This is a genomic window from Leifsonia sp. ZF2019 (genome assembly GCF_019924635.1).
In the GTDB taxonomy this organism is placed as follows: Bacteria; Actinomycetota; Actinomycetes; order Actinomycetales; family Microbacteriaceae; genus Leifsonia.
In genome coordinates, this window is sequence record NZ_CP065037.1 from 687352 (window position 1) to 701585 (window position 14234).

The following is a 14234-nucleotide window of genomic DNA, read 5'->3' on the forward strand; positions in this document are numbered from 1 at the left end:
CGACAGCATTCTTTAATGGCCACGTCGCACGACCGCATTGTCAGCCCTCGCTCGGGCTCCCAACCGTCTCACCGGCATGTGAGTCGAACGATGCGTGAGCGCGCCGGCATTCTTCACGTACCTGGTATCGCGCCGCCTAGCCTTCCGTCGACCTTTCTGTCTCGGCCACGACTCGCCAGCGCGATTCATGGCGACTGGGACGTGATTGTGGTGATGGGTCCCATCGGGGCAGGAAAGACCTCCTTGTTGGCGGAATGGGCACACTCTCCCCGCGAAAACCCCACCGTCTGGCTTCCCTATGTCGAAAATCGTGAAGACTTCTGGCGATACCTCGGCGAGCTGCTCGGGGGATCTGCTCATTGTGTCGATGACGTGGTGGCGCTTGTACAGGCGTCGGATATCGCTGCAACCATCGTGGTCGACGACGTGCCTGGGGAGAGCGCGGATTTTTTCGATTCAATCCGCCGTCTCGCCACGTCTTGCCCGGGCATTCGGATGATCGTGGCGACGAGCGGCGCCTGCGCCCTCTCCGATCTTGCTGCCGTTGCCGATCTCGATATCAGGGTCATCGGGCCCACGGATCTCATGTTTACTCGGTCCGAAGCTCGAGAGGTCGTCACGTCCCTCGCTGGCCCGCACAGCGCCGACGACGTCTATCTCGGGGACACGGTCCTACCATTGGGAGCGCGACTGATCGGCGTTGCCGTTGAGCGAGGAACCTACGGCAGCTTCGACTGGGAGGGCAGTGGCCGTTCTCAGGTGGCGGAGATACTTGTCCACAAGCTGATTCCGCAGATCCCGGACTCGAAGCTATTCACCGCAGTGATGCGTCTCTCAGTGGCGGAGTTCGTTGATGACGAACTCTGCCGCAGCCTCGTCGGTGAGTCGTCCGACGACCTCCTCGACGAACTCGAGCGGCTGGGGCTCGGCTACTTCACTCCCGCAGGCGCGGTGCGACGATTCACGATCGTGCCGCTCCTCCGTCAGGGGTATCTGAAAGAACTGCATCGACGATTGCCCGCTGAGGTTCAGAGTCTGCAGCGCGTCACCGCACTCTGGTGTCTTGACAAGGGCCGTTTCGCCGAGGCGCTCCGCAACGCCGTTGACATCGAGGACTACTACTTGGCGTCCCGCATCGCGCGTGCAGGTTGGGCAGAACTCACGGGATCGTTCCTCTCCGAGGCCACGACGATCCTCGCAAGGCGGGACCGAACCAAGTACATGAAATTTCCTGTTCTCGCGACTCTTGCTGGATTGGGCGCGCTGCGACACTCACGTGACGGTGAGGCGTCGGTCCACTTCGAGGACGCTCTGAGCGCGCTCCGGCGGACCGGCGCACATGCGCAGGCCGATGTCATCTGGACCTCCACACTTCGCGCGGTGTGTCGTATGCACCTCGGGAGTTCTGCACTCGCGGCGCGGGCGGCGCAGCGCGCCGTGGCAGAGTTCGAGCAGCTAGCGCGTCGAACACGAGACGAGCTCGGCAACGCGGGCGGCCTTCTGATGAAGGAGTGCTCTATCGTCCTACTGTTCGCAGGGCTCACCACGGAGGCGGGCGCCGCGGCGCGACTCGGAATGAGATGGGCGGACGGGACAAGCATCACCGCGAACCAGCTGCGCCTCGTTGAAGCCGTCGCGTGGGCGCTCGACGGACACATCGACGCATCGCTGATGCTGGTTGCTCAGCCGTTTCCGTCAGGACTGGGACTCGACCATCTCGAATCCGCACTGCGCGTCATCGTCGAGGCCGAGACGGGAGTTCTCGCGGCCCCGGAGGATCTGTCCCTGCTCCGCGGGCTCTGCCGTACGTCGGATTGGTGGACTGTGTCGTGGGCGCTCGCGCTGCACGCCATGGCTCAAGGGAGTTTTGACCAGGGGGCTGCGACAGTTGCGGCAGCGTTGCCCGCAATCGTTCCCGAGAGTATTGGCAAGCTCCGCACAGAGCGGATGTACGGCTACCTCCTGATGGGTTCTCGCAGACCCGGTCGAGCGGACGAGCTCATTGCGCGGTTTGCTCGACGGGATGACGAAACCAGTCTCTTGCGAGCAGTCCGTTTCGCGCAGTCCGGCCGGTACTCGGAAGCACTCGAACAGACCGCCGTCGCTCTATCCGCCACGAATGAGTCCAATCCCCGCGTGGGTGCGACTGCGGCGATGTTGGCCGCCGTATGCGCATCCGAGCTACTCATGACCGACCTCAGCCATCAATTTGCTTCACGCGGCGTCGCATTGGCGAGCCAGCACCATCTCTTGTCGCCCCTCCTCGTGCTCTCAGCCGGCCATCGCGAGGAATTTCGCAGATTCCTCCAGTCGCTGCCCGGTGATCAGAGATCCTTCCCCGCTGGCTCGTGGCTGAGTGAACAGAGCACCAGCCATCCGTTAACCCGCCGTGAACGGGCGGTGCTCGCCGAGTTGCTGATCCACGAGACACGAGCCGACTTGGCTGAATCGCTCGGAGTCTCCATCAACACCGTGAAGACGCAGTTGCGGAGCCTTTACAGAAAGCTCGGGGCGAGCGATCGCCGCACGGCGATCGTGAGAGCACTCGAGAGCGGGATCATCACCGCCAGTGAGAAGAGCCCAGCGCGGCCCATCGGCGATGTGAGCGGAGCAGCCGGCCTTCTCGACTGAAGAGGCTACACAACCGTAAGCGTCAACCGCGCCAAGGAAGGGGCGACTCGGCAGGATGCGATCGAATCATCGTGGGTCAGATGTACGCTGCGCAATCCGAAGTGCCCTCAGCTTAACGGGCATCATGACATCCGCCGCGTTAGTGGAAGCATGCCAGCCCTTTCCCGCAGAGCGGGTACTGAAGGAGCTTTCGGGTCTTGTCCAGAGGGGTGACCTCCGATGCGCCGAGCAATCGGGAACAGTCTTCTATAGCGAGCGCGCCAAGCGAACGGGTGCGACGTCGTGATACTCCCGATGCCGGCATCGACCCAGCGGGGAGACGCTGTCGACATGTTTCGTTGGCGCACCGTGGATGGGGATCGGCAGGCACTCGTGGTGCGGGGGATCCTTCTGTACGCGAAGCGGGACGTCTGGGTGCTCGACATCGAGGATTCGACTCGGCACTTCTCGATGGCCGAATGGCACCTCTGCGCCCGTGTGAGCCGCGATGTCGAAAGGGTGACGCTCACCACATCTAAGATCCCCCACGGCGAGAGTGCTACCCGGCGGCATCGGTTCACGACACGGGCATTGACGGTCGCTGCGATCATCGCTGCCGGCTTCGAAGTCATCGCCTCCGCAGTCGAAGAGGACGACCATCAGTACTTCACCATCTCCGATTTCCTTCGCGCCCGAGAACGGCCGCACGGGATCCATGCGGGGGACGCCGCGGCTGGGCAGGAAGTGAATTAGCCATCTCTCCGGGCGAGCTCGGATCGGTGCGGGGTGAGTGGTGGGGTGATTTACCAAGCTGGAGGTTTCCGCATCTCTGTGCGGAGTATTCGCTCGAAGATCATCGAAACAGTACTAACGCGGCACGGCGCCGTGGTCGGCCGCCGTGGTCGGCGCACCACACATTAGGGAGACACATGCGTATTATCAGAATCGCTGCCAGCGCGGGAGCGCTTGCCGCACTGGCAGCTGGCGGGCTCATCGCCGCAGCGCCAGCAAATGCCGCTACCGCTGGCACCAACGACCTTGGTGTTTCAAGTATCATGTGGGAAGCGGCCACCGACGCGCCGTACCTTGTGTGGCATCAGTCTGCGTCGGGCGGGACTGTCGCCGGGACGGGTACGCTTCAGGCTGGCGACGTGATGCGCCAGACGGTTGCGTTGTCAGCGGGGCAGATCGGAAGCACGAGCTTCCAGCTCGGCGGTCTGGGTAACCCGATCTGCGACACTACCGGGCAGCCGGTCACTGTCGCCACGGGGACGGTGAGTTGCCGCCTCCTGCCCAGCCTGAAGGGGCTCCAGTGGACGTTCACGGCCACCCAGGACACCTCGGTCGCCAACCTCGACAACGGACCGGTGGTGGTTCCGATTGACCCGTCCATTCGCGATGAAGCCAGCGCTGAGGCGACGATCGTGTCGACGTTCCCGAGCGCACAGACAAGCACCAAGCCCGAGTGGCAGGACGCGGCGGTGTATCTGAGTATTGCCGCTCCGACGGTCACGGGAGATGACGGCGGAAATCCGGCAACCGTGACGGGCCAGGGAATCCCCAATGCGGACATTCAGGTCTACGACACGTCTGGATCTGGCACCGCGACGGACCCGGGCAACTTTCTGGGGGGAACCGCTGCCGATTCGCAGGGGAATTGGTCGGTCACTCTCAGCCACAACCCCGCTGACGGCAAGATTCGAGTGCTTCAGGACCCGGACACGAGTGGAGGCCAGTACATTGATGACTGGCAGTTTTCGCCGTATGTGGATTACGAGCTGACTCCGGCTGGGCCGGTGGTTGATCTGCCAGGCATCGCCCGCATGGTCTCGGGGTGGCTCGGCTTCTAGCGCACGCGCGCGAGGCTGAGCTGTGCCCGCCTGGCGGCCGGATGACAAGGGATGCCATCCGGCCGCCAGCCGTACCCGGGACTCGTGCGAATACAGCGCGGAGAGCTGATTCCGTCAGCTCTCGTTTCGCATACTCAAGCGCGGGAGGGTCGGAGTGCGGGCAATCGGAGAGGTGAACACAATGACGCCTAGGACGAATGCCGCCGCCTCGCCGTCACGTCGCTCCCCGGGAGGCGCGAGACGCTTCAGCATTCAGTCGAAACTCCTGGTAATGCTGCTGGGGGTCAGCATGGTCTCCGTCATCACCGCGGGAACAGTTGGCTATTTCAGTGCGTCGGACTCGCTGAGAGCCAACGTCTTCGCCCAGCTCACAACCATACGTGAGACTCGCGCGGCCGAGATCACCCGCTTTCTCGAGAGTGTCCGGTCGGACGTCATGATCGGGTCGAGCAACGAGAGCGCTGTCGGGGCTTCGAACAGCTTCAACTCGGCATTCGATCGACTGGAAGCTCAGTCGTTGCCGCCGACACTCCAGCAGTCTGTTGATCAGTTCTACCGGGATGATTTCGTCCCGCAGCTGTCAAAACGCACCGGACTGGATTACTCGACAGCAGCATTCACCCCGCGCAACAATGCTGCGACATACTTACAAGGCTTCTACACGGCTCCGCATCACCTTGACTACGACGAAGCGGCCAAGGTGGACGACGCTCAAGACGGAAGCTCGTGGTCGGAGGTGAACGCCCGGTACAACTCGTACTTCAGGACGTTCACCGCGCACCTGGGGTTCGACGACGCCCTGTTGCTGGACACGCACGGAAACGTCGTCTATTCCGTCTACAAAGGTGTCGATCTGGGGGCCAATCTGAAGACCGGCCCGTACCAGGACTCTGCGCTCACGAGTGCCTACGAACAGATTCTGAGGTCGAACACTCTCGGTGACGCCACGCTGACTGACTTCGATCGGTATCTGCCCTCGCTGAACGCTCCCACGATGTGGGCGTTGTCGCCGGTAGGAGCTGACGGGCAGATCACGGGAGTTCTCGCATTTCAGATCAGCCTCGACTCCATCAACACGGTCATGACTGGCGGGCAAGCGTGGGAGAAGCAAGGGCTCGGCGCAACCGGCGAGGTGTATCTCGCCGGACCTGATCGCACGATGCGGTCAACGTCACGCGCGCTCCTCGAGCATCCTCGCGACTACGCACAACGGGCACTAGAAGCAGGCACCCCCCCCGATGTCGTAGCGAAGATGAGCAAATATGAGGGAACGATCCTCCTTCAGCCCGTCCGATCGGCCGCGGTCGCCAATGCGTTCGAGGGGAAGACGGGCACGATCGTCGCGCGAGACTATTTGGGAACTGAGAGTCTCTCGGCGTACGCCCCTGTGCATATTCCAGGCCTCAATTGGGTGATCGTCGCACATGAAGACATGAATGAGGCATTCGCCCCCGTCGTCACTCTCACGCGCGACCTTGCTCTCTCGATTGTCGGTCTAGTGCTGCTTGTGTGTCTGGCCTCCTTGCTTCTCGCCCAGCTTTTCCTGCGGCCACTGCGCCGACTCGTGCGGGCGGTGAAGCGTATCGCAGCCGGCGAGATCGGCGTGCAGGTCAACACGGGATCCCGCGACGAGATCGCCGACGTGGGGGAGTCGTTCAACGAGATGTCCCGGAGCCTGCAAGTGAAGGCCGATCTCCTCGACGCGGAGCAGAAGGAGCATGAGCGACTGTTGCTCACGCTGATGCCCGAAGGGCTGGCCAAGCGATACAGGCAGGGTGACGAAACGATTGCCGAGGATCACCACGATGTGACGGTGCTGTTCGCAGACATCCTCGGATTCGACGACTATGCGCGCGATAGGAGTTCCGCCGAAACGCTGGCGTCTCTGAACGACATCGTCAAGGCGTTCGAGGAAGAAGCGGAACGGTGGGGGATCGAGCAGGTTCGAACCACGCGTCAAGATGGCTTTCTCGCCAGTTGCGGGCTCGTCGTGCCCCGGGTCGACAGTGCGCGCCGCACCGTCGAATTCGCAATGGAGATGACGAGGATTGTCGATCACTTCAACACTCAGCACCACACAGAGTTGGGCCTCCGCGCGGGGATCGATACGGGAACAGTGACGAGCGGTCTCGTCGGTCGCACGAGCGTGGTATATGACATGTGGGGTGACGCTGTCAACCTGGCCCATCGCGTTCAAGGTTCTGCTGACGCCCCCGGCATCTACGTCACCGAACGCGTGGTGGAGGCACTCCCCGCATACGTCAGCTTCACAGAGACAGCCGTAGTCGGGGGCGGTCCCGATGAGCAACGTGTGTGGTGCGTCGACATCGAGGCTCAGCATGCCTGAGGTGGCGTCGCAGCCGTGGTTTTGGCCGGCCCTGGCAATCGTTGTCGGCACGCCCCTGGCGCTCATAGTTCTCACCGAGTTCGCAGACGCTCTCGCCAGGCGCGAACGCCCGTCGGCTCGCCTGGTGAAGTTCATCCGCAACTTCGTCGTGCCTACAGGAGCGCTTCTCGCTCTTCTGAGCCAACTGCGCCTCGACTCCGATGAAGTCAACTGGAGTAAGCTCGCTGCGACGCTTTTCGGCTTCGTTCTCATCGTCGGTCTTCTCAATGGACTGAATATCGCGTTGTTTGCGCGGGCCGCGCGCGATACGTGGCGCTCACGCGTGCCCTCCATCTTCGTCGACATCGTGAGGCTTCTGCTGATCGTTGCATGCCTCGCCCTATTGTTCGCCTGGGTCTGGGGAGCTGACGTCGGGGGGCTCTTCACTGCGCTCGGCGTCAGCTCGATCGTGATCGGCTTAGCTCTCCAGAACGCGGTGGGACCGATCGTCTCCGGGCTGTTTCTGTTGTTCGAGCAGCCGTTTCGCCTCGGTGATTGGCTCGACACGGGATCCGTTCGCGGCCGGGTCATCGAAGTGAACTGGCGTGCGGTGCACATCGACACGGGAAACGGGATACACATCGTTCCCAACGGTGCCCTCGCGGACGCATCCTTCGCCAATCTCTCCCGAGGAATGGGAGCCTTCAGCGTGATCACCACATGCGAGTTCGGCGCCAATGACGCGCCGCATGACGTGATTCGTGTGTTGCGCGAGGTGGCTGCCGATCTACCCATGCGTGAGCCGAACACGATGCCGACGGTGGCCCTCGTCGGGCCGAGCCTCTACTCCGTCGACATCCCGCTCGGGAGCCCGGCCGTGGGGCATCAGGCGACCTCCCTCTTCGGCGTGTGGCTGTGGTACGCGAGCCGGCGTGCTGGCCTCCACCTTGATGGGGCGGATTTCCCACCGGGTGATGACCTCGACCGGCGACGTAGCGCGATCCAGCGCGTAAGAGGGGCTTTGCACGCGAGCGACGACGAAATCGATGCGCTTGCTGATGAATCTGCCGTGCGGGAGTTCGGGCCGGGCGAGACCGTTCAGCGGCAAGGCGTGGCACCGGAGCATGTCGGGCTCATGGTGAAGGGGAGAGCGCGACTTGTCGTAGGTGGGAACGCTCTTGAGGTCGCTGCGCTTGGTCCTAGCGACTTCGTCGGGGAGTCAGCGCTGACTGGGCAACCGTCTCGAGCCGCGATCATCGCGGACAGCGACATCGTCATCGTGACATTCCCCCTTCCTTCATTGCACGGATGGGCTCGTTCGCACCCGGCATTCGCACGAGACGTCGGCCAGACGATCGACAATCGGCGCGTGCTTGAGGACGCGGCGATCGCGAAGGCGGCCGAATGACAGCGGGCCTCTGTTCCTGAGCTGCCAGGTAAAGAAGGTGACGGTAAGCCCGACCCCGGACAGGGCAATCCCGCACGTCAGGCCGCCCCAGCTCCATGGAACCACCATGCTGATAGCGCCAGTGGCGTAAAAGAAGGACGCTAGTTCTGTCGGGATGAACGCGGAGGCGCGATGTGCGTCGTGATAGCCGGCGCGGGACTTCGACGCCGCATGGGCCGCCTTGCTGGCTACCAGTTGGGTCACTTTCGCCTCCAACCCCGTGTTCACTTTCGCGATGAGTTGATAGCTTCCCGCACCTGCGATGCAGGTGCTAGCCCCCGCCCCAGGGTGCCATTGGCCCTTTTCGGGTGACATGGCTCCACCTCGCAGCTCGTGAGTGACGGAGCTGAGGGCGAAAAGCGACGACAATCGCCTCCTCGAGTGGGTTATGTTCCGGATTCATGGTGATGGTGTTCTATGGAAACGACATCATCGGCTTTGTCTCCGCAGGTTCATTTTCTCCGCATGCCGGCTCCCGCCGAGGTGGCATACGTATCGCTCACACGCTGGAACGAAACGTCCTTGTTCGGTGCGGGGGCCACACTCGAGCTGTTGACAGGTCGGATCGTCTGTTGTGGGGACCGAACCTTGGTGGTCGAGGCCGGAGGCGCGATGGTCACTACGAGTATCGGCAAGTGGGAGCTTCGCCGCCGGGTGGAGGAGCTACCCTCACGATTCTTTCTGTTCACTTCACAGATTGCTCGCTCGGACGCCGTCGCGCAGACGCGCGCGCTACGCCTGCGTCAGCGACACCTCTGCCTATTCCGCCGCCTCGGATTTCGGGTCGGCCATGTCCGTCGCCGCGAAGATCCGAGCACGGACTCGTACGGAATCTACGACAGAGTTGCGTTCGCCACCAGTTCGTCTCCGACGGTCGAGTGAGCGTCACACCTCAGGCGGTCGCTCGACCGCGCACTTCGACAACCATCAGACTTCTAGTCGGAGTGCCGCGGCTGCACTTTCGGGCGGTTGGCGATGCGGCGTGCGGCATCCGCTGATCGGTGGCCGTATTGACACGGCGGCCGCCGGTAGCAGGTAGCCGGATCCGGTCCGGACCCCAGTGGCGATCGCTGATCCGCGGAAGTCTGCCACGATTCGGCTCGCACGTGCGCCAAAGCGCGACTTCCAAATCAGCCCTCGACGGGGATTTCACACGACGTTACCCAGCGCACTCCAGAATCACGTCAAAAGAGGTCATCAACGAGAGACGATGCGGGCGCGACCCAGTGTGTATAGAGGCTCGGGTAGGCGCTGACCTGCACCGTCTGGGCTGCGACCGGCACCGGAATACTCTCCCACTCCGGTACAGCCGCCAATCGGTCAAGGAACGCCGACGAGGCGAACACGGGGTCTTCGATCTGCTGCGCCGTACCCCAACCCTCGGAAGGTCGCTGCTGGAAGAGTCCGAGAGAGTCCCTGTCGCCTGCTCTGAGGTTCCGCAGACTGGACTCCTGCCCCGCCGTGGCAACCGCAACGATCGCCGCCCGGCGCTGGGCGTCCGGGGTAGGGAATTTCACCTTTGCGACTGCGATGATGGTCGCCGCATTCTGGATCTGCTCCGGGCTGAATCCTGCAATGGTGTCGAACCCCACAGTCGGTGTCTGGGGAAGGCTCACAGGAGGCCTCGCGGTGACGAGATTTTCAAGTGCTTGGGCGCGCGGTTGTCCTGCAACGGGGCCAATCCGGCTCAGAATGCGTACTCCCATGAAAACGGCTACACCCGCGAGAGTGAGCACGAGGACGGCGAGCGCAACGCTCACCCCTGTGCTGCGCCTCGCCCTCTTTGCGACATCGGGCTTCAATTGAGACGTCTGTAAAATGCTGCGTCGACTGACGAGCTTGCGGGGGCGCTGAAATTCGAACACGTGCTCTCGGCGTCGGCACCTGGTCAATTGCACACTGTGCAGCCTGCACGATCGCGTGCGGGCAGTACCCCGCCGAGCAGCCCGAAACCAGATTTTCACCCACAGTCCGTGCCTGCTGCGAGTGATTAGGGGGCGTCTCGTCACGTGCGAGTTGCGGCGGCCTCAGCCGATTGCGATCTTCGAACCGCCATGGCCTGGGGTATCGCTCGCATGGATGGCGTCGCGCAGGGTAACCATCAGCGCTCCGCTGCCAGGCGTCGACTCTCTGGCCCTCGGTCAGCGATCGCGTTCGCCCAGCGGGAGAGCAGCGAGGCAGCGCATACCCTGCCCACAAGGGCTCCCCGCGGACGCATCCCAGCACGCTGCTACTGTCGGGCCTACTATTCGGTCGAACGCTCGTGGGGACGTCGACACGTCCTACGAGCACGCGGCGATGCAGTCGGAACCGGCGTGCGGGTGTCGGTCAAGGCCGCGCCGTACGGCCTTCATGCTACCCGCCCGGTGTGCTGCTCCAGCCGCCCTAACCTGCAATGAAACAGATGGAAGTGACGGTCCTGTGCGGCGGGATCATTGACGAGATATGGCTCGCGAGGGTGCCAATATTCCTCGAGGCGGTGTGCTGCAATTCCACCCGACGGTATTGCAGCACACCGGGATTCCCTTGAGGAGATCGTCCCGGGTGGCAGCGGATTGTGACAGCACCACCCGGGATGAGGTCAAATTTATCGAGCCTCCGGGCGCAGTGAACGCTCCGGCTTGATGCGGACCCAAGTTCACCCCGTGGATCACCCGGCAGGCTTGTTTGCGACGGATGTCGTCCCGGAGCGGGAGCTGAGATCGTACCGTCGACCGATGGGCGGGTAGGGGATGGTGGGGATGCTGGGTCTATGAAAACGGATTCGGGTTCCAGAGGCGCATTTGTGAACGGGTGGCTATCGCGGGCATGTCGTAGGCTGGTGGGGGATGACCAGTGGCGCACGGTGCCCAACTACATCAGCCTTGGTCGGTTGGCGTTGCTGCCGCTCTTGTTTGCGTTCTTGGCGACGGGGCTTTATTCCGTCGCGGTCGTTGTTGCAGTGGTCGTGTTTGTCTCGGATTTCGTTGATGGGTATGTTGCCCGGCGTACCGACACGGAGTCTCGGTTGGGTGCGTGGTTGGATCCGGTGGCGGACCGGTGTGCGGGTATGGCTGTGGCGGCAGGTTTGGCCGTCAGTCACGCAATTCCGTGGGGGTATCTGCTGTTGCTGGTGGTGCCGGATGTTGTGCTTCTCCTGGTTGCTGTGCTGAAGTTCTCAGGTTCGCCGGAGGTAGCGGTGACGAAAACGGGGAAGGCCCGCACCGCGCTGATCTTCCTCGGCCTTGCGACGGTGATGCTCGGGATGGCACTCAGTGAGCACAGTACCGACACCATGAATCTGGTCGGTTGGGGGTACCTGACTGCGATGATCGGCCTGGCTGTGCACTACATCGCCGGGGTTCAGTACCTCACCGCCATGTGCCACAAACCGCGGCATGTGTCGAACGTGACCGCATGAGAACACGCAACCTCGCATGGTTCCCGAACATCTCTCATCGAGCACGTGCACACATAAGCGAATCCCTCAATTGGAGTGCGCTGCAGGAGTCATTACCCCGCTCGGGCTGGGTGGGTGGCCCATAGATCGCGTTGGCCGCCGGATAGGACGAGACCCAGGACGGTCACGGAATTGATGCCGCACCGTGGAATTCGCGGGGGCGAATATTGCGTTCAACGCTGGCGTTCAACCCTAGCTGTCATGTGATTCCCTTTGACTACGAGTGGGCCGACAACGGAGCAGGTCGCCAAGAGCTCACCCTTCACTCGATTGAGGCTTTGGCACCGGGCACGATCTTGTGGTCTACCGCGCGCTACGGCGAGAAGAGGGGAAAACTGTGGGAGTACGATCGCGAGTCATTAAGCAGCGCGTGCTGCTCGTGTCATCGCTGAGCCTGACGCTGCTGGGCGTGACGGGCTGTTCGAACCCTGCGACCGGGACTACGTGTACCGGATCGCCGAGCGTAGTGTTGCAACGCTTCACGGAATCGTTCAACCAGCATGACGCTCACGCAATTGCTGCACTGTTCTCGCCCGATGCCACCTTCATCAACATATTCGGCATGCGAATGGAAGGACGTACGGGGATCGAAAGCGGCCACCGAAAAGCCTTCCGTAGCCGGCTTGTGACAGCGGTCTTGGTGATGAAGGGTGTCGAGAAGCAAGAACTCGCCCCTGACAAGTACGTTCTATACGGCACGTGGAACCTCGCGCAGCCGAAGAGTGCTGACAGCGGGAGAAGCGTCCCGGCCGGCTCAGGAATCCTCACCGCGGTCGTGCAGTGCGCCTCAGGAGACTGGCAGCTGCGAGCGGCCGCAAACGTTCGCCAAGCAAGCCCGCCGAGCTGAAGACCCACCATCCTCCTCAGAATGTGCAACCGCGACGACGGATGCCGTGCCGCCGTCAGCATGACATTGTTGCGGGGTTGGACTCGCGGCTGTGGTCAGAGAGTCTTCGGCGTTGCCCGTTTAGCTCTCAGTTTGGGAGTCCACTAACACCGGTGAACAGGGCCCACCTTTCCGACGAATCGAGCGGGCTACGGCGTGATTCCGTCCACGTGAGCACGCGTCGGGAAGGCCTCAATGGACCGAGGCGAATCCGAGAGGGCTACGTTCGGGGTGATGTTTCGCCGCGCAGGGTGTTGCGCGCAGCCGGGGGCGTTGGTCCCTGCGATACCAGTATCCATGCGCGTACAGAAGGACCTGAAGGGGAGCCCGGGGCCAAGCATGGAGTTCTCGTACCGGATCAATGCAGGACCCCGGGGCGGCCCTTGCCACGAGCCGAGCGACACTGTGGACGGCGACGATCGCGCAGACGATCCTCGGCGATCTCGGCTCACGTCGGTCTCTCGAGGGGTGCAGTCGCGGGCGACTGCACCCCTCATCACATCCACGTGGGTGCCCAGTCTCAGTGGCGAATGTCCACCGGGCGCCCTCGCACCGCGCGGCAACCGTAGACGGCATGTATTCAAGGGATGAAGGAGCATTGATGTCTGAGCCTGAGAATGAACGGCCCGAGCGTGGCGGCAAGAAGATCGTGCGCAAGGTGTCGGCTTCCCCGAAGCATCCATCGAGCGCGCCAACCGCTGAAGCGGGTGCTCGTCCTGAATGGGCGCCCACGGCAGAGAGCAAGCGTCAAGCAACGCTCCTTCGACTGATTGCAATGGGGTCATGGGTGATCGCGGTCGGAGGTGAGCTCTTCGCGGTGCTGTGGGTGCTTCGGCAGCAGCCGGTCAGTGTGGGATTGCTCGTCGCGGTGATCGTACTCATTGGCGCGTTTGCGGTCACTGGGTCGTTGTTATGGAAGCGAGCGAATCGGCTGAACCCCGCGGCGAAGGCCGATCGGGTTCGTTTCTTTGTTCAGAACCAGCTCGGGGCGATCATCGCGGTGGTTGCTTTTCTTCCTCTGATCATCGTGGTTCTCTCAAGCAAGAACTTGGATCCGCGACAGAAGGCTGTGGCGGGCTCTGTTGGCATACTTGCCGCCGCAATTGCTGTGTTCGCCGGTATCGACTTCAATCCACCTTCCGTGGAGGAGTACTCGCAGGAAACGAACATCGTGCAACAGCTGACGGGACAGGATGTTGTGTACTGGACAAAATCGGGCACGGTTTTTCATGTCTGCTCCGATGTACCGGACGTGAACAAGGAGTCCCGAGATCACACGATCTACGAAGGGACCGTGGCTGACGCCCATGCTGCCGGCAAGCAGCGTCTGACTCAGAAGTGGAAGAGCGAGGCCGTCGCCTACTGTGGCTATACACAAGAGCAGGTGAGCGGGATATCGGGCGCGGTCGAAACCCAGACTCCCGAGCCGACCAGGGGATCAGGCGGTCAATAGCGATATGACGCATCAACGAACTCATCTCACAGCCCGACCGGCCGGCTCGCCAGGAGGCTCGGCGTAGACGGGTCCAATTCAGCCGATGCGGTCCATAGAGCTGTACCGGCGCTCCTGTGGGAGGAATATGGGCCGACACGCAATCTGGCGGCGGTCCCACGTGAGAAGGCCTCCAGAGCCCATGTCCAGAACGGTGTGGACTGAACGTCGACGATAGTGGTGT

9 protein-coding genes are annotated in these 14234 nt (G+C 62.4%); 8 read left to right on the forward strand and 1 reads right to left on the reverse strand.

Features of this window, described 5'->3' with window-relative positions:
• The first annotated feature begins 90 nt into the window (after positions 1–90).
• The 5 genes from IT072_RS03450 to IT072_RS03470 all read left to right on the forward strand — a co-directional run bounded on the left by IT072_RS03450 (position 91) and on the right by IT072_RS03470 (position 8194).
• Positions 91–2631 (forward strand): LuxR C-terminal-related transcriptional regulator, encoded by a 2541-nt coding sequence (locus tag IT072_RS03450; protein ID WP_223359410.1) that lies wholly within the window; start codon positions 91–93, stop codon positions 2629–2631.
• Positions 2632–2961: 330 nt separating this feature from the next.
• Positions 2962–3363, forward strand: a complete 402-nt coding sequence (locus tag IT072_RS03455) for a hypothetical protein (protein WP_223359411.1) — start codon at positions 2962–2964, stop codon at positions 3361–3363.
• Between the two features lie 176 nt (positions 3364–3539).
• Positions 3540–4460, forward strand: a complete 921-nt coding sequence (locus IT072_RS03460) for a hypothetical protein (protein ID WP_223359412.1) — start codon at positions 3540–3542, stop codon at positions 4458–4460.
• A gap of 271 nt (positions 4461–4731) precedes the next feature.
• Positions 4732–6807 (forward strand): adenylate/guanylate cyclase domain-containing protein, encoded by a 2076-nt coding sequence (locus tag IT072_RS03465; protein WP_223359413.1) that lies wholly within the window; start codon positions 4732–4734, stop codon positions 6805–6807.
• 124 nt (positions 6808–6931) lie between these two features.
• Positions 6932–8194 carry a mechanosensitive ion channel domain-containing protein gene (locus IT072_RS03470; protein ID WP_223359414.1) on the forward strand — a complete coding sequence of 421 codons (1263 nt, stop codon included), beginning with the start codon at positions 6932–6934 and terminating at the stop codon, positions 8192–8194.
• 1223 nt (positions 8195–9417) lie between these two features.
• Here the strand turns inward: IT072_RS03470 and IT072_RS03475 are convergent.
• The gene (locus IT072_RS03475; RefSeq protein WP_223359415.1) at positions 9418–10035 is read right to left on the reverse strand and encodes a hypothetical protein; all 618 of its coding nucleotides are present in this window, start codon (positions 10033–10035) and stop codon (positions 9418–9420) included.
• A 1043-nt stretch (positions 10036–11078) separates the two neighbouring features.
• Between IT072_RS03475 and IT072_RS03480 the strand changes: the two genes are divergently transcribed.
• The 3 genes from IT072_RS03480 to IT072_RS03490 all read left to right on the forward strand — a co-directional run bounded on the left by IT072_RS03480 (position 11079) and on the right by IT072_RS03490 (position 14011).
• Entirely contained in the window at positions 11079–11633 is a 555-nt protein-coding gene (locus IT072_RS03480; RefSeq protein WP_223359417.1) for a CDP-alcohol phosphatidyltransferase family protein, read from the forward strand.
• A gap of 409 nt (positions 11634–12042) precedes the next feature.
• The gene (locus IT072_RS03485) at positions 12043–12519 is read left to right on the forward strand and encodes a YybH family protein (RefSeq protein WP_223359419.1); all 477 of its coding nucleotides are present in this window, start codon (positions 12043–12045) and stop codon (positions 12517–12519) included.
• A 640-nt stretch (positions 12520–13159) separates the two neighbouring features.
• Positions 13160–14011, forward strand: coding sequence for a hypothetical protein (locus IT072_RS03490; protein WP_223359421.1), 852 nt, complete (start codon positions 13160–13162; stop codon positions 14009–14011).
• Positions 14012–14234: the final 223 nt, after the last annotated feature.

What these genes read in the sequence shown, in the direction of transcription:
- IT072_RS03450 (WP_223359410.1), top strand. Translation starts at nt 91, where the DNA reads ATGCGTGAGCGCGCCGGCATTCTTCACGTACCTGGTATCGCGCCGCCT.
- IT072_RS03455 (WP_223359411.1), top strand. Translation starts at nt 2,962, where the DNA reads ATGTTTCGTTGGCGCACCGTGGATGGGGATCGGCAGGCACTCGTGGTG.
- IT072_RS03460 (WP_223359412.1), top strand. Translation starts at nt 3,540, where the DNA reads ATGCGTATTATCAGAATCGCTGCCAGCGCGGGAGCGCTTGCCGCACTG.
- IT072_RS03465 (WP_223359413.1), top strand. Translation starts at nt 4,732, where the DNA reads ATGCTGCTGGGGGTCAGCATGGTCTCCGTCATCACCGCGGGAACAGTT.
- IT072_RS03490 (WP_223359421.1), top strand. Translation starts at nt 13,160, where the DNA reads ATGTCTGAGCCTGAGAATGAACGGCCCGAGCGTGGCGGCAAGAAGATC.